Here is a 15,422-nt window from a genome sequence, read left to right as displayed (position 1 = left end):
AGCAAAAACTCCATGGGACCTGCTGTCAGGGCGCCATAATACTGACGGCAAAGACCGGGCGGGTCAATAGTTAATGCCGTATTGAGACGCATTCACATCCGGATAATGCCACCACCTGTTCTGATTTTGAGGCCTGAAAGGCATTTTCGGGCCTGTTTTCGAAACACTGTTTCGCAAAATATGGTATAGTTCCCTTTACTAGCTATCCGGTTGCGACCTTTCCCTGGCAGAGCTGCGCCCCATTCGGTAATGCGGTGGTAACATGCCAGAAAAGGCTCCCGCATTCAAACGGTCGTTTGAACTGAATGAAATGCGGGGTAAACTGTCGTTATACAGCCGGGTGTCCGGTATCATAGGCGTTTTGCCCTGAGGGCAAAGGCCACGGCAGAAGCCGTCAGGTCTGTGGTTCTGCTTTAATAAAAGATGAAGGGTTGCGAGCAGCGTGCGCCCAGCGCCACCTGCCCTGGGCTGAATTCGGTCAGCACCCGAACGTGCCAGATTCCTTCTGTTCAACTGATGAGAAGTTTGAGGAGACCAACGTGGAACGCGAATCCATGGAATTTGATGTTCTGATCGTCGGCGGAGGGCCCGCGGGCCTTTCGGCAGCCTGTCGCACCATGCAACTGGCGCAGGAAGCCGGCGAGGAACTGACCGTATGCGTGGTGGAGAAAGGCTCCGAGATCGGCGCCCACATCCTCGCGGGTACCGTATTCGAGCCCACCGCCCTGAACGAACTCTTCCCGGACTGGAAAGAGAAAGGTGCGCCCCTGAACACGCCGGTCACCCGTGACGACATCTTCCTGATGAAGAGTCAGGACAAGGCCACCAAGATCCCCAATGCCTTTGTGCCCAAGAACATGCACAACGAAGGCAACTACATCATCAGCCTGGGCAACCTGTGCCGCTGGCTGGCCGAGCAGGCCGAAGGACTCGGCGTTGAGGTCTACCCGGGCTTCCCGGCAGCCGAAACCATCGTTGAGGATGGCCAGGTCAAGGGCATCATCACCGGTGACATGGGCGTTGCCCGCGACGGCAGCGAGAAGGAAGGCTACATGCCGGGCATGGAGCTGCGCGCCAAGTACACCCTGTTCACCGAGGGCTGTCGCGGCCACCTGGGCAAGCGCCTGATCAACGACTTCAAGCTGGACGAAGGCAAGGACCCACAACACTACGGTATCGGCATCAAGGAACTGTGGGATATCGATCCGGAGAAACACGAGCCGGGACTGGTGGTTCACAGTACCGGCTGGCCCCTGAACGAGTCCGGCACCACCGGCGGCTCCTTCCTGTACCACCTGGAAAATGGCCAGGTGTATGTTGGCCTGATCACCGACCTGTCCTACAGCAACCCCCACGTGAGCCCGTTCCATGAAATGCAGCGGCTCAAGACGCATCCGGAGTTCAAGAAGTATCTGGAAGGCGGCAAGCGCGTGTCCTACGGCGCCCGCGCCATCACCAAGGGCGGCCTGAACTCGCTGCCGAAGATGAGCTTCCCGGGTGGCCTGCTGCTGGGCTGTGATGCCGGCACCCTGAACTTCTCCAAGATCAAGGGCTCCCACACTGCCATGAAGTCCGGCATGCTGGGTGCAGAAGCCGTCTTTGAAGCGCTCAAGGAAGGCAAGGCCGGTGAGGAGATCAGCAGCTTCCAGGAGCGTTTCGAGAACAGCTGGCTGTACAAGGAGCTGTTCAAGGAGCACAACTTCGGTCCGGCCATGCATAAATTCGGCATGGTTGGCGGTGGTGCCATTGCCTTTATCGAGCAGAATATCCTGGGCCGCCCGCTGCCGATGACGTTCCACGATACCGTGCCGGATTACGCCACCCTGAAGCCGGCGGACCAGTGCAAGGCGATCGACTATCCGAAGCCGGACAATACCCTGACCTTCGACAAGCTGTCCTCGGTGTTCATTTCCAACACCAACCATGAAGAGGACCAGCCGATCCACCTGAAGTTGACGGACCCGGATATCCCCATCCAGCAGAACCTGCCGAAATACAACGAACCGGCACAGCGTTACTGCCCGGCGGGTGTCTACGAGGTGGTGGAAGCGGAAGATGGCAGTGGCAAGACGTTCCAGATCAACGCCCAGAACTGTGTCCACTGCAAGACCTGCGACATCAAGGACCCGGCCCAGAACATTACCTGGGTAACACCGGAAGGTGGCGGTGGTCCGAACTACCCGAACATGTAACACCGGTTCGGCAACCAAAAGGACTCCTTCGGGGGTCCTTTTTTGTGCCTTTGAAAAAGCATAAAAAAAGCGGCCATAAGGCCGCTTTCTGTACAGGAAACCGGGTCCGGCTTAGTGCGCGTGACCGTGCTCCTGCTCTTCATCCGTTGCGTCACGGGCTTCAACCACTTCCACGTCAAAGTGGAGGGTTTCACCGGCCAGCGGATGGTTGGCGTCGATGGTGACGGTTTCGTCGTTTACCTCGACCACCCGAACGATCTGGGGACCGCCTGGGGTCTGCGCCTGGAACTGCATGCCCGGCTCGATGGTGTCCACACCCTCGAAAGCGGAGCGGGGAACCGGCTGGATCAGCTCGTCATTTTTCTCGCCGTAACCTTCTGCGGGGTCAACGGAAACCTTGACCTGGTCGCCAGGTTCCTTCTCATTCAGCGCGTTCTCGAGACCGCCGATGATGTTCTGTGCACCCTCCAGATACGACAGTGGCTCACGACCTTCCACGCGGGAGGAGTCCAGCTCTTCTCCCTGATCATTGGTCAGTGTGTAATGAATGGTAACAACGCGAGGTTGGGCCATGGTTTCTCCTTGCATGTCGTAATGACTGTAAAATGTGTATTCGGTTGATCGAAAGTGATCTTGAACAGTCGGACTGCACAGAGGAACTAACGACAACCGGGTCTCTCATGTGAGAGCCGGGTTCGATAACAAAACAGAAATACCAGTCTAACAAGTGTCAGACGGCCATTTCTACCGTGTTACCCCCAATGTTGGAGACGCCGGACAGCTTTTCAACCGTTACCCACCGGAAAATATTCCCCACCGCTCCAGACACCGAGTGACGGCGCCCCTCCGGCTGCCTCGTTTTCGACCAACAGGTCTGCCAGTTCATAATAGGCCGCGGTGACCAGTCTTGCCTCAAGGCCCCGGCGAACCCGGACCAGGGGACGGGGGCTGCCATCCTCGTACTGCCCCACTTCCAGCGGATGCTCGGTGCCCAGCAGCAGCTTTTCGCCCACATTGGTGGTTACCGCCAGCGTCTGCCGCTCGCCCTCTCCCTCCTTCTCAAGAGTGTGGGCCAGCAATGGCGTATCCTCCACCCGGATGCGCCACTTTTCGACCGGGGTCACGAGATAGTAGTGACCGTCCTCCTCCCGTCGCAGGATGGTTGAGAACAGCCTCACAATCGCCTCGCGCTGGATCGGCTCTCCCTCGTGATACCAGGCACCGTCCCGGGCGATACGGATATCAATGTCACCGGACAGGTCCGGGTGCCATTTTTCAATGGGCGGGAGATCGCCGGCTTCAACGGCGGCCGCCCTCACCTGCTCCTCCAGACGCTTGGGATCCTGGCTCATGGGTGTCCTCCTGATCATAGGGATACGTAAGTATGGGGTACGACATGATGTGGAAATGGGGTTTTTTGTGGTGGGTTACAAGGCCCGAAGCCAAAGGGCGGGCTGTCAGGGCAGAAACTGCTCCCGCAGGTCGGCGCAGCCCGGGCCCACCACCGGCATGTCCAGGGCCACCGCCTGACTGGTCATAAAGGGAATACCATGGCGATGACCGTCTACCAGCAGCGTTGCCAGGGCACCTACCAGGGGCATGTGGGACACGATCATGATCCGGTTGGCTACCGGCTCCTCCAGTAGGGCATCCAGGCACAGACCGGGGTCGTCCTCGGGGGTCAGGAAGGGCTTCTCCGTGACCCGGCAATTGAGGATCTCCGACGCAATGGCGGCTGTCTGGCGCGCCCGTACCAGGGGACTGGCCCAGATCTCCCGGGGGCGCCAGTGGGACCTGGCGATCTGGCGGGCAACCAGCGCGCACCCCTTGCGGCCGGACTCGGTCAACTCCCGTTCCTGGTCGATGGAATGCCAGCCCGCCTCACCATGGCGCATCACCAGCAGGTTCATGGTCAGCCCTGCCCCGCCAGGGTTCGCGGCAGAATGAACTCCACATCGGAGTTCTGGACCGCAGTCATCAGGCCGCTGATCACGGCCTTGATGGAGGCCCCGCCGTACAGGATATCGTATAGCCCCTTCACCAGGGGCATGTAGATCCCCACAGACTCAGCTTTTTCCTTCACCAGCAGCAGGGTGTGTATGCCCTCGGCCACCTGCCCCAGCTCGGCCACCGCGTCGTCCAGTGCCGTGCCTTTGCCGACGGCGTAGCCGACACGGTAGTTGCGGCTCTTAGACGATGTACAGGTCACCACCAGGTCACCGATACCGGCCAGCCCCATAAAGGTCATGGGGTTGGCCCCCAGACTGACCGCGAAACGGCTCATCTCCGCCAGACTACGGGTCAGCAGCATGGCACGGGCGTTCTCCCCCAGGTCCAGGGCGGCGCCCATCCCGGCGACGATGGCGTAGATGTTCTTCAGGGCGCCGGAAAGCTCAACCCCATAGACGTCGACATTGGCATAGACCCGGAAATACTCACAGCCCAGGAGGGCCTGGACCTCCCGACGGACGTCCGGATCCTTGGCAGCAATCACCGTAGCGGTGAGCTCCCGGTTGACGATCTCCGCCGCCAGGTTGGGACCACTGAGGACACCGATACGGGTACGGGGGATTTCCTCCTGGAGGATCTCGCTCATCAGCTTGAACCCTTCCCGCTCAATACCCTTGGTCAGGCTGATCACGATCTGCCCGGGGCGGAACTCGCCGGCGTGGGTCCGGATAACCTCTCGGAAGGCCTTACTGGGGATGGCCACGAACACCGTGTCCGCGGCGGCAACGGCGGTGGCGAAATCAGTGGTGGGCTGCAGGTCGCCTTCAATCTCGACGCCTGGCATATAGCGGCTGTTGGTGCGCTTCTCCGCCAGCTCCCGGGCCTGGTTTTCGTCGCGCATCCAGAAGTGGACGGTATGGCCGTTTTCCGCCAGCACCTTGGCCGTGGCCGTGCCGAAGCTGCCGCCGCCCAGGACGGCAACGTGTCGTTTGCCCCCGGGTGATGCCTGTGGAGATGAGGGGGACGATTGCCCGTCGCCGGGCGGGTTGTTTTCAGACATAGAGCTTCCGTTTCGGCCCGCGCGTGGCTGATTGGGGCATGTCACGCTGAATCAGCCGGTGTCTTCGCACTCCAGGGCGCGTACCAGGTTGTGAAACTCCTCCCGGTTACGGCTGTTCAGGCCCATCAGTACGCGGTGGGCATCCAGTACCTTGTCCCGGACTTCCTGCTCACTGGCACGGAGTACGGGAATCTCCTCGAGTTCTTCGATGCGCGACGCCGGTTCCCGCACAATAATAAAAATCCGGTCAAACCCCATCGACGTAATGATGCGGGTGATGTCCGGATTGGTGGAGATCAGCGTCGGCAGAAAATGACTCTGCTTCTTGGCGGCCATGGCGATCTTGGCCAGCAACCCCAGAGTGGTGCTGTCGATCACCTCGGTTTCCGTCAGATCAATCACCACGGTCTTGAACGCCGGATCGGAAGTGATGGACTCCACCAGGTTATCCAGCGTCGAGCACAGGTTGAGACGGATTTCACCGATAAACTTGAGGACGTAAATCCCCTGCTTCTCAGCCTGCAGAATCTTATAGCCAGCCATGTCTTCTACTGCCAGTCATTCGACAAAACGGAAACGCCCGGTGAGCTTGACTCACCCGACACCCGCCGGCTTCCCGGCATCAGTGACAGATACGCCATGCAAATCGGAATCGGTCACTGTGATATCGGATACCGACACGATCGCGATGTCGTCTGGGAGCTCTGCGGTCCCTTCCAGGTGCAGGGCGTCGCTCAGCGATGCGATAGTGTGACGGCCTCCTGATACGAGTTCAAGTAATAGCTGTTCCTTTTTATCCAGATTCTCCGCCTTCAGAACCTCAAGGATGCCATCGGAAAACAGGAACAGGTGAAACGGCCCCGGCAGGGGGATTTCATATTCCTCCCATTCCGGCTCATCGAAAAGCCCCACCGGCAGGCCGGACCCTTCCAGGAACCGCGTTTCCCCATCCCTGAACGAGATCATGGGCATCGGAAAGTGCGCACCTACAGCGTAACGCAGGGTTCTGGCCGAGGATGAGATGAGCCCCACAAATACCGTGACATGTTTGCCCAGCCCGGTATCCAGCAATTCAGAGTTAATCCGTTGCAGGAAGCGCTCCGGATACAGGATGTCGTCCGACGATCCCCGGCGCAGGTTGCGCTGGAGCCGGTTGGTCAGGTTCTTGAGCAATACGGTGACGAAGGCGGAACTGGCGCCATGGCCGGAAACGTCGGCGATGTACACCAGGGTCAGGTCCTCGGAGATCCGGAAATAGTCCAGGAAATCGCCGCTCAGGAACAGGGACGGCTTGATCAGGTGGTCAATGGCCAGGCCATTGAGCATGACCTGGTGATCCGGCAACATCTTGAGCTGGACCTTGCGCCCGGCCCGCTGATCGGCCCTGAGCTCGGAGATCCCCTCGCGCAGGTCGGTGTTGGCCTCCTCCAGTTCCTGACGGTAAAGCTGGTTGAGCCGGTGCACCCGAACCCGATCGAAAATGCGCCCCAGCACTTCCTCCACCATCGACCGGTCCGTTACCGGCTTGAGGATGAAATCCACCGCCCCGGCCCGCAGCACCTCGATAACCTCGGCGGCATCGGTGGCGTGGGAGCAGGCAATCAGCGGGATAAAGGCACCGTCGCTGCGCAGGCAGGTGGTCAGTTCCCGGATGGTAGACGGAGGCAGGTCCGCAAAGATGACGTCCGGAGGACGGTCGTCAAAGAGCTGACGGGCATCGGATATACTGCCGTAACCGTGTACATAGAAACCGCGGGAGACCAGATAGCGGTCAAGCTCCCCACGAGCGGATTCGTCGGGATCGATAATCAGTATGCGCTCGGTGCGCGCTGCCATGCTTCGACCTTCATTGTTTCAATTATGCCGGGATCACCGGTTACCGCATACTGGGTATTCTGGCATGGTGCTGTGATATAACAAGTACCCAACCTGTTTTCCCGGCGAGGTTTAATCATGCGCAAGGCGGTCAATGACCTTCTCGGTGCTTATGACAAGATCATCATGGATCCGGTTCACGGCGGCATCCCCCTTTACCGCCACGAAATACGGGTCATCGACCATCCCCTGTTCCAGCGCCTGCGCAATATCTGCCAGAACGATATCCTCAGCCTGGTCTTTCCCGGCGCCACCCATTCCCGCTTCCTGCACAGCGTGGGCGTGATGCATGTGGGCGGGCGCATGTTCCGCGCCATGATTGATGCCTATCTGCGGGAGCGTCAGCTCAGTGAACAGGTGGACCTGACCCTCAGCCAGCTTGACGCCATCGATTACCTCTCCAAGACCATCCGGCTGGGCTGTCTGCTCCATGACAGCGGCCATTCCAGCTTCTCTCACCAGTTCACCCAAGCACGGCGCATCCATGAACTGATGGCCCAGCCGAACCGGTTTGAACAGCTCTGGGAAGGGGCGGATTTCACGCGGTATTTCCGGAAGCCTCCGGCGGAGCTGGAACATGAGCACTATTCAGTACGAGTTGCCCACGAGATCCTGACCAGCATTGACCTGGAGCAGGCGGGGCTATACCTGGAGGATGTGATGGGCATCATGGAGACCACCGAGGTCACCCCCAGCGAGGCGTTCTGCCGCCATGCCCATACCTTCTGGGAATTCATTGCCGGCGAAGATTCGGATTCGGGCCGGCTGCGTAACGCCGATATTCCGAAGCTGGTGATGGGGATGCTGTCGTCCATTGTGTCCGGCGAGATCGACGCTGACCGGGCCGACTACATGCTGAGGGACGGCTTCCATTCGTCGGTGACCATCGGCGGGTTCAACCTGGATCACCTGCTGAGCAACCTGCGGTTCGGCTGGGATACCCGCACGCCCTGGCTGGGCCTGGCCATCACCCACAAGGGGCTGGGGGCGCTGGAGGATTTCGTCTACAGCCGCTACCAGATGTACCGCAAGGTCTATGCCCACAAGACGGCGCTGGGTTTTGACTGGCTGTTGCGGGAGGCCATCAACGAAGCCCTGGAAGATCCGGAGATTTTCGACTGGATCAACATCTGCCTAAGTGACATCGGCTATTTTTCCGATCTCACCGACAGCTTCTTCTGGGAGGCCTTCCGGCGCATCGCCCGGCGACGGCCCGCCAGCTATTCCCGGTGCATCGTGGACCGGGTCAAGCTGCACCACCTGGACACCCGGGAGAACCTGGAGCCGGACGAACTGGGCGCCCACCGGCACTGGCTCGCCCGGGAGCTGTCACTGCCACCCGGGGATGTGGTGACGTGCACCATGCGGGCCAAATTCTCCCGCATCGGAGAAAGCTTCGACGGCATCCAGGTGCTGGTCCGTGACCCGATTTCCCGCACCCGGCGCCTGCGACGGATCACCGATGTGAGCGCCTTCTTCAGTAAATTTGCGGATGGCACCATCACCCATTTCTACCTGCGCCCCCGGGAAGTTACCGGGACGTCGGAATAAGGCCTTCCGATTCCAGCCGGCCGACCAGCCCGGAGGCGCTGTTGTAGGCGCCCTCCACGCGACCACCCTCAAGCCAGTCGCCGGCAATGGCAAGGCGACTGTCGCGGAACCAGAGGTGTCCCGGCGTGGTGCGGGCCCGGGGGCGGGCATAAAGCCAGCGGTGCACCAGGGACTCCCGGTGAAGGGCGGTAATGCCGCTGCAGGCCCGGAACTCTTCCAGCAACTCTTCGCGGACCTGTTCGGGGGCCGTATCGGTATGGGCATCGGACCAGTCCGGGTCCGCGTGAAGCACCCACCACTCGCCCTCGTCGTCACGGCCGGGTTTGCTGGAGTTGTTGGCAATCCAGTGCAACCGGCGGCTGTCCGGCATCAACGCCTGGAAGGTTGCTCCGGCACCCTCCGGGAAATGGAGCACTACCGTCCAGCAGGCCTGCATGTGGCTGACCCGGATGTTCAGATCGCCAGCAAGCTCCGCCAGGCCACTGCCGGACAGCAATTCCACTGTCTGCGCCGGTGGCGGCGTCAGTACCACCGCATCAAACCGCTCATAGACCTTGCCGTCAGTATCCCGGAGCTGCCAGAGGCCATCGCTGTCCCGTTTCAGCCGGGCGATACGAATGCCGGACCGCACGTCGAGATCCCGGGAAATCGCCCGTGTAATCGCGGACATTCTGGGAATCCCCACGTAGCGCTGGGCCGACCGCATATCCTGCCAGCCCTGCTCACTGTCCTGGTAGCGGAAAACACCATTCCACTCACCATAGGCGGACGGTCCGGCGTACTGGTCCAGGAACTGCCGGAACTCCGGGTTGCGGATGGTGAAGTACTGGGCGCCGATGTCCGCCGAACCACCGGCGGGCTCCGGCAATCGCTTGGCGGCCATGCGGCCACCGGGGCCACGACTCTTTTCGAACAGTGTCACCTCGACACCAGCGGCACGAAGCCTGGTTGCAGTGACCAGACCGGCGAGCCCTGAACCAACAATCGCGACACGACGTATTACGGATTGGGTCTTGTGGGAATCAAACATGGTTTCCTGAACATCCAGAACGTTGGTGACCAACGTAGTTAAGGGCGCAGCATTCGCTGCCATCGTATCAATGTACCGGACAAGGTTGTAACAGCATGACCAGAGTGCATTCCTGGCTCAATAACATCCTGAGATGGTTCGATTCCGAAGCCGGTTCGGATCAGCTCGACCAGACATCACGACAGTTCAACCTGGTGCGGGTACTGCCTTTCATTGCCCTGCATGCAGCCTGCCTCCTGGCCTTCCTGACGGGTGTCAGCGCCTTCGCCCTGGGGTTCGCGCTGGCGTTCTTCACCATCCGCATGTTCGCCATTACCGGCTTCTACCACCGCTATTTCTCCCACAAGACTTTCCGCACCAGCCGTGGATGGCAGTTTGTGTTTGCCCTGCTGGGAGCCTCCGCCGCCCAACGTGGTCCCCTGTGGTGGGCCGCCCACCATCGCCACCATCATCAGCATTCCGACCGTGAGGACGACCTGCACTCGCCACACCATGGCGGATTCTGGTGGTCCCATGTCGGCTGGTTTACCTGCGATGCCGGCTTCCGCACCGATGAGCGCCGGGTGAAGGACTGGCTGCGCTATCCGGAACTGCGTTTCATCAACCGCTTCGATGCCCTGGTGCCGGCGGCCTGTGCCCTGGCCATCTACGGACTTGGTGAAGCGCTCGCTGCCTGGGCCCCGGGACTTGGCACCAACGGCCTGCAACTGCTGGTCTGGGGTTTCTTCGTGTCCACGGTGGTGCTGTTCCACGCCACGGTGTCCATCAATTCCCTGTCCCACGTCTGGGGATCGCGCCGTTTCGATACTCCGGATGACAGCCGCAACAATTTCTGGCTGGCACTGGTAACGTTTGGCGAAGGCTGGCACAACAACCACCACCGCTACCCCCAGTCGGCTCGTCAGGGCTTTCGCTGGTATGAAATCGACCTGACCTACTACGGGCTATGGTTACTCTCCAAAGCCGGTATTATCCATGGGCTCAAGCCCCTGCCAGAGCGCGTCCGGGAAGAAGCCCGTCGCCTTGATCAGCAACGGAGGATCCCATGACCAGGCACCCCTCATCCGCTACCGCCACCGATTTCCGCCAGCACGAGTCTGTTGCGGTTACGGTGGAACGCTTCCAGCGCCTGTTCAATACGCTCTCAGCCGGTCGGGTCACCGGCCTGGCTGAGGTCTACAGCGAACAGGTCCGGTTTGTCGATCCGTTTTCCTCCGTGGAGGGGCTGGAGGAACTACAGGCCTACTTAGACAAGGTCTACACCAATGTTACCGCCTGCCGGTTCGAATTCGACGATACCCTGGTGTCCGGTGACCAGGCCTGCATTGAATGGACCATGCACCTGCAACACCCCAGGCTGCGCCGTGGCCGCGAACTGGCCGTTCATGGCATCAGCCGGCTGACCATTGCCGAAGGCCGGGTGCGCTACCACCGGGACTATTTTGACGCCGGTGAACTGCTCTACGAGAACCTGCCCCTGCTGGGCTCCGCCGTTCGTCTGGTCCGGAGCTTTGCGTCATGAGCCGGTTTCTCGGGAAAGCGTCCAACGTGTGGCTGACCGGCGCCACCTCGGGCATTGGCGAGGCCCTGGCCCGTCAGTTGATCCGGGAGGGACATTCACTGGTGGTCACCGGTCGTCGCCAATCCGCCCTGGACGAACTGGCCAGGCTTGATGCCGACCGGGTCAGGACCGCGCCTGCCGATACCACGGATGCCGGGGAGCTGGCCAGGGTGGGTTCGATACTCGATAGCGGCGAGCCGGTCGATATTGCCATCCTCAACGCCGGCACCTGCGAGTACCTGGATATTGAACACTTCGATAGCGAGCTGATTGGCCGCAACATCGAAACCAACGTCATGGGTACGGTACGCAGCATTGAACAGGCCCTGCCCCGGCTCCGGCGGACCCGGCGGCTCGGCAGGCCCGCGGCCCTGGTCATCGTCGGGTCATCGGCCTGGTGGTTTCCGTTCGCCCGGGCGGAAGGCTATGGCGCATCCAAGGCGGCTCTGGCCTATCTGGCACATTCCCTGCGGGCGGATCTGGCCCGGGAAGGCATTGACGTCTTCCTGGTGTCACCCGGATTCGTGAAAACGCCGCTGACAGACCGCAACGACTTTCCGATGCCCTTCCTTGTCACGGCGGACAATGCCGCCAAGCGGATTATAAACGGCCTTAAAAAAGGCCACTGCAACATTGAATTTCCACGTAAATTTACGTGGACACTGCGACTGCTCGGCAACCTGCCCCAGGCGCTGGTTGACCGCATGGCCGCGGCCATGGCACGCGACACTTCCGGGAACCAACAACAGACATGACCCAGATATCCCAGCGTATTGCCGTTATCGGCGCCGGCGTTTCAGGGCTGACAGCCGCCTGGTTGCTGGCGGAGCACCACGACGTACACCTGTTCGAGTCTGGCAGACAGGCCGGCGGCCACACCAACACCCGCCCCGTAACCGCTGGCGGCCGGACCTGGCCGGTCAACACGGGGTTTATCGTCTTCAATGACTGGACGTACCCCGGTTTTATCAGGCTGATGGACCGGCTCGGGGTGGCCTATGAAGACAGCGACATGAGCTTCAGCGTCAATGCACCCACCATCGGGCTGCAGTACAACGGCACCAGCCTCAACACCCTGTTCGCCCAGCGCCGTAATCTGGTCAATCCGCCCTTTCTGCGGATGATCCGGGAAATCCTGCGCTTCAACCGCCAGACCCGGGCCGACCTGCAGACGGACTCACTGGACGACACAGAAACCCTGAGCCATTACCTGGACCGCCACGGCTTCTCCCGCTATTTCCGGGATCACTACATCGTGCCCATGGGGGCTGCCATCTGGTCCGCCCCGGAGATGGTGCTGACACGGTTCCCGGTACGCTTCTTCCTGCAGTTCTTCAATAACCACGGCATGCTGTCGGTGGACGACCGTCCCCAGTGGCGGGTGATTTCCGGCGGTTCCGCCCGCTATATCGATCGCATGATGGACCGGCTCGGCGAGCGGACACACCTGGACAGCCCCGTGGAGCGCATTGACCGGGATGATGACGGCGTGACCGTCCGGGTGAAGGGCGAGAACCAGCGCTTTGACCAGGTGATCCTGGCCTGTCACAGCGACCAGGCCCTGGCCCTACTGGGGGATGCCTCAGCGGCAGAGACTGAGATCCTGTCGGCCATCCCGTACCAGAACAATGATGTGGTGTTGCATACCGACGCCACCCTGCTGCCCTCAAACCGCCGGGCCTGGGCCGCCTGGAACTACTACCTGCCTGAGCGGGGGGACCAGCCGGTGTCGGTGACCTACAACATGAATATCCTTCAGAACTTCCATGAGGCACCGGAAACCTTCTGTGTGACCCTGAACCGTAGCCGTGACATTGATGAAAACCGCATCATCGAGCGCTACACCTACGCCCATCCGGTGTTTTCCCTGGACGGCGTCGCGGCCCAGCAGCGTTACCACGAGATCGGTAACCGCAACCGCACCCACTTCTGCGGCGCCTACTGGTTCAACGGTTTCCATGAAGATGGCGTGCAGAGCGCCCTGCGGGTGACATCCGCTTTTGGAGTCTCCCTGTGAAAACACCGGGGCACTACGCCAGCAGTTGGCTGAGCGGCACCGTTCGCCATCGCCGCCACTCACCGGTGGGGCACGAGTTCCGTTACCACACAGGCATGCTGGCCCTGGACCTGGACGAGTGGTCCCGTTTTGGAGACGTCAGCCCGCTGGTATCGGTGGGACGCTTCAACTGGATGTCCCTCCGGCGGGGGGATTACCTGGACCCGGGCCATCCCGACCTGCGCCAGGCAGTGGCTGACCGTGTCGAGGGAGCCACTGGCTGGAGGCCGGACGGCCCCGTGGAGTTGATCACCCACCCCCGGTATTTCGGGTACGTGTTCAACCCGGTCAGTTTCTACTTCTGCTACCGGGCCGGGGACACCCCGTCGGAAGGGGCCGTACCGGCGGTGATCCTGGCCCAGATCACCAACACCCCCTGGCACCAGCGGCATGTCTACTGCCTGGAGGTGGCGGATGTCACCACCACGAACCAGGGTTGGCGCACCATCAAGGCGAATTTCGCCAAGCGTTTCCATGTCTCCCCGTTCAACCCCATGGACCAGGACTACCGGTGGACCTTCAGCTTCCGGGGCCCAGAGTTGCGTATCCACATGAACGTTAACCGGCCCTCCGGCAAAGACGACACCCGTCAACGGGTTTTCGACGCTACCCTGGTGGTCCAACGCACCCCGGTCACTCGTAAAAGTATCCACCGAAGCCTGAGGCAGTTTCCCCTGGAGTCCTTCAGGGTGATCGCCGGCATCTACTGGCATGCCCTCAGGCTCCGGCTCAAGGGCGTCCCCTTCCATACCCATCCGGACAAGCTCCCGGGGGATCACCCCCACCGGGGCCAGGGCCGGGAGGATCGTGGAAGGGAAGCAACGGCCAAGAGTTCGAAAGATTCAGGTTCCACGAGGATCAGTTCATGGAGAACATAGACAAGATTTCCCCGGACACCGTCGAGGCAAGACCGCCGGTCATCAGCCGCCTTGCCCGTCACCTGGTTCTGGGTCAGCTCCGGCAACTGGGTTCCGGTGAGCTGGTGATCCGGGAACCGGGGCAACAGGAGCAGGTGCTTGGGGACGGCGACCGACGCTGGCCGGTGGCCCGCCTTGATGTGCATGACCACTCGGTCTGGCGGGACCTGCTTACCGGTGGCGGCGTAGGTGCCGCCGAGGCATTCGTTGCCGGCGACTGGAGCACCCCGGACCTGACCGCCCTGCTCCGGTTCTTCACCCGAAACGTGGATCGCATGAATGCCTTCGAGGATCGGTTCAGTTGGCTCAGCAAACCAGCCCTGAAGGCGCTGCACTGGCTTAACCGCAATACCCGGGAGGGGTCCCGCAAGAACATTTCCGCCCACTACGACCTGGGCAACGACCTGTTCCGGCTGTTCCTGGACCCGACCATGATGTACTCCTCGGCGGTCTATCCCCGCGAGGAGGCCTTCCTGAACGAGGCCGCCACCTACAAGCTGGACCTGATCTGCCGCAAGCTGGACCTGAAACCCGGAGATCGGGTGATCGAGATCGGCACCGGCTGGGGCGGTTTCGCCATCCACGCCGCCAAACACTATGGCTGCCATGTCACCACTACCACAATCTCCAGCGAACAACTCGCCCTGGCCCGGGAAAACGTCGCCCGGGAAGGCCTGGAGGAGCGGATCACCCTGCTGTTCGACGATTACCGGGACCTGGAGGGCCGGTTCGACAAGCTGGTGTCCATCGAGATGATCGAGGCGGTGGGCCCCCAGTTCCTGGACAGCTACCTGGGCCAGATCAGCCGCCTGCTGAAACCGGACGGCCTGGCCCTGGTGCAGGCCATTACCATGCCTGAACAGCGTTATCGACGTGCCCTCAGGAATGTGGATTTTATCCAGCGCTATATCTTCCCTGGCAGTTTCATTCCGTCCTTCGGTGCCATTCTGGATGCCATGCGCAGGGAAACCGACCTGGTCATGACCCACGCCGAAGACTTCGGCTTCCACTATGCCCGCACGCTCCGGGACTGGCGGGACCGGTTCCTGTCGCAAACCGAGGCCCTGGATGGGCTGGGCTACGACGAGGCGTTTCGTCGCCTCTGGCAGTTCTACTTTGCCTATTGTGAGGCCGGCTTCGACGAGCGGGCTATCGGCGTCAACCAGCTACTGCTGGCCAAGCCGGAGAATAAACGCCCCCACCTGTTGGCGGACCCGGGCCGCGCCTGAC

15 protein-coding genes are annotated in these 15,422 nt (G+C 61.0%); 8 read left to right on the top strand and 7 right to left on the bottom strand.

All coding sequences use genetic code 11. From position 1 onward, the window contains the following. Positions 1 to 539 precede the first annotated feature (539 nt). Positions 540 to 2,192 (top strand): electron transfer flavoprotein-ubiquinone oxidoreductase, encoded by a 1,653-nt coding sequence (locus tag ACJO3T_RS14430; protein ID WP_406963260.1) that lies wholly within the window; start codon positions 540 to 542, stop codon positions 2,190 to 2,192. 111 nt (positions 2,193 to 2,303) lie between these two features. Here the strand turns inward: ACJO3T_RS14430 and ACJO3T_RS14425 are convergent, their stop codons facing one another. The 6 genes from ACJO3T_RS14425 to ACJO3T_RS14400 all read right to left on the bottom strand — a co-directional run bounded on the left by ACJO3T_RS14425 (position 2,304) and on the right by ACJO3T_RS14400 (position 7,038). Next, entirely contained in the window at positions 2,304 to 2,765 is a 462-nt protein-coding gene (locus ACJO3T_RS14425; RefSeq protein ID WP_406963261.1) for an FKBP-type peptidyl-prolyl cis-trans isomerase, read from the bottom strand. Between the two features lie 212 nt (positions 2,766 to 2,977). Continuing rightward, complete coding sequence (locus ACJO3T_RS14420; protein ID WP_406963262.1) at positions 2,978 to 3,544, bottom strand: DUF1285 domain-containing protein; 567 nt, start codon at positions 3,542 to 3,544, stop codon at positions 2,978 to 2,980. A gap of 105 nt (positions 3,545 to 3,649) precedes the next feature. Further along, positions 3,650 to 4,102 carry a SixA phosphatase family protein gene (locus ACJO3T_RS14415; protein WP_406978895.1) on the bottom strand — a complete coding sequence of 151 codons (453 nt, stop codon included), beginning with the start codon at positions 4,100 to 4,102 and terminating at the stop codon, positions 3,650 to 3,652. A 2-nt stretch (positions 4,103 to 4,104) separates the two neighbouring features. Further along, positions 4,105 to 5,202, bottom strand: coding sequence for an NAD(P)H-dependent glycerol-3-phosphate dehydrogenase (locus tag ACJO3T_RS14410; RefSeq protein ID WP_406963264.1), 1,098 nt, complete (start codon positions 5,200 to 5,202; stop codon positions 4,105 to 4,107). Positions 5,203 to 5,253: 51 nt separating this feature from the next. Next, on the bottom strand, positions 5,254 to 5,745 hold the full coding sequence (locus ACJO3T_RS14405; protein ID WP_328190008.1) for an STAS domain-containing protein: 492 nt from the start codon (positions 5,743 to 5,745) through the stop codon (positions 5,254 to 5,256). Positions 5,746 to 5,796: 51 nt separating this feature from the next. After that, a complete protein-coding gene (locus ACJO3T_RS14400; protein WP_406978894.1) occupies positions 5,797 to 7,038 on the bottom strand; it encodes a PP2C family protein-serine/threonine phosphatase in 1,242 nt (413 codons plus the stop codon). A 117-nt stretch (positions 7,039 to 7,155) separates the two neighbouring features. Between ACJO3T_RS14400 and ACJO3T_RS14395 the strand changes: the two genes are divergently transcribed. Then, a complete protein-coding gene (locus ACJO3T_RS14395) occupies positions 7,156 to 8,628 on the top strand; it encodes an HD domain-containing protein (protein ID WP_406978892.1) in 1,473 nt (490 codons plus the stop codon). On the opposite strand, the gene ACJO3T_RS14390 is transcribed toward ACJO3T_RS14395, so the two are convergent. Next, the gene (locus tag ACJO3T_RS14390) at positions 8,609 to 9,658 is read right to left on the bottom strand and encodes an NAD(P)/FAD-dependent oxidoreductase (RefSeq protein WP_406978891.1); all 1,050 of its coding nucleotides are present in this window, start codon (positions 9,656 to 9,658) and stop codon (positions 8,609 to 8,611) included. The two genes, ACJO3T_RS14395 and ACJO3T_RS14390, sit on opposite strands and share 20 nt — an antisense overlap. A gap of 95 nt (positions 9,659 to 9,753) precedes the next feature. On the opposite strand from ACJO3T_RS14390, the gene ACJO3T_RS14385 reads away from it, so the two are divergent. The 6 genes from ACJO3T_RS14385 to ACJO3T_RS14360 are packed head-to-tail and all read left to right on the top strand — an operon-like array spanning position 9,754 to position 15,421. Continuing rightward, positions 9,754 to 10,707 (top strand): acyl-CoA desaturase, encoded by a 954-nt coding sequence (locus ACJO3T_RS14385; RefSeq protein WP_406978890.1) that lies wholly within the window; start codon positions 9,754 to 9,756, stop codon positions 10,705 to 10,707. Next, the gene (locus tag ACJO3T_RS14380; RefSeq protein WP_406978888.1) at positions 10,704 to 11,180 is read left to right on the top strand and encodes a nuclear transport factor 2 family protein; all 477 of its coding nucleotides are present in this window, start codon (positions 10,704 to 10,706) and stop codon (positions 11,178 to 11,180) included. Before ACJO3T_RS14385 ends, ACJO3T_RS14380 begins: the two co-directional genes overlap by 4 nt. Beyond that, positions 11,177 to 11,974, top strand: coding sequence for an SDR family NAD(P)-dependent oxidoreductase (locus ACJO3T_RS14375; RefSeq protein ID WP_406963270.1), 798 nt, complete (start codon positions 11,177 to 11,179; stop codon positions 11,972 to 11,974). The genes ACJO3T_RS14380 and ACJO3T_RS14375 overlap by 4 nt, the downstream gene beginning before the upstream one ends. Beyond that, positions 11,971 to 13,236 (top strand): NAD(P)/FAD-dependent oxidoreductase, encoded by a 1,266-nt coding sequence (locus ACJO3T_RS14370; protein ID WP_406978886.1) that lies wholly within the window; start codon positions 11,971 to 11,973, stop codon positions 13,234 to 13,236. Before ACJO3T_RS14375 ends, ACJO3T_RS14370 begins: the two co-directional genes overlap by 4 nt. Continuing rightward, complete coding sequence (locus ACJO3T_RS14365; protein WP_406963272.1) at positions 13,233 to 14,153, top strand: DUF1365 domain-containing protein; 921 nt, start codon at positions 13,233 to 13,235, stop codon at positions 14,151 to 14,153. Before ACJO3T_RS14370 ends, ACJO3T_RS14365 begins: the two co-directional genes overlap by 4 nt. Beyond that, positions 14,141 to 15,421, top strand: coding sequence for a class I SAM-dependent methyltransferase (locus tag ACJO3T_RS14360; RefSeq protein ID WP_406978885.1), 1,281 nt, complete (start codon positions 14,141 to 14,143; stop codon positions 15,419 to 15,421). Before ACJO3T_RS14365 ends, ACJO3T_RS14360 begins: the two co-directional genes overlap by 13 nt. Position 15,422: the final 1 nt, after the last annotated feature.

Source organism: Marinobacter shunpengi (assembly GCF_045449715.1).
Classification (GTDB): Bacteria; Pseudomonadota; Gammaproteobacteria; order Pseudomonadales; family Oleiphilaceae; genus Marinobacter.
The sequence above is the reverse complement of the archived record's forward strand: the minus strand, read 5'-3'. Positions and strand labels throughout refer to the sequence as shown.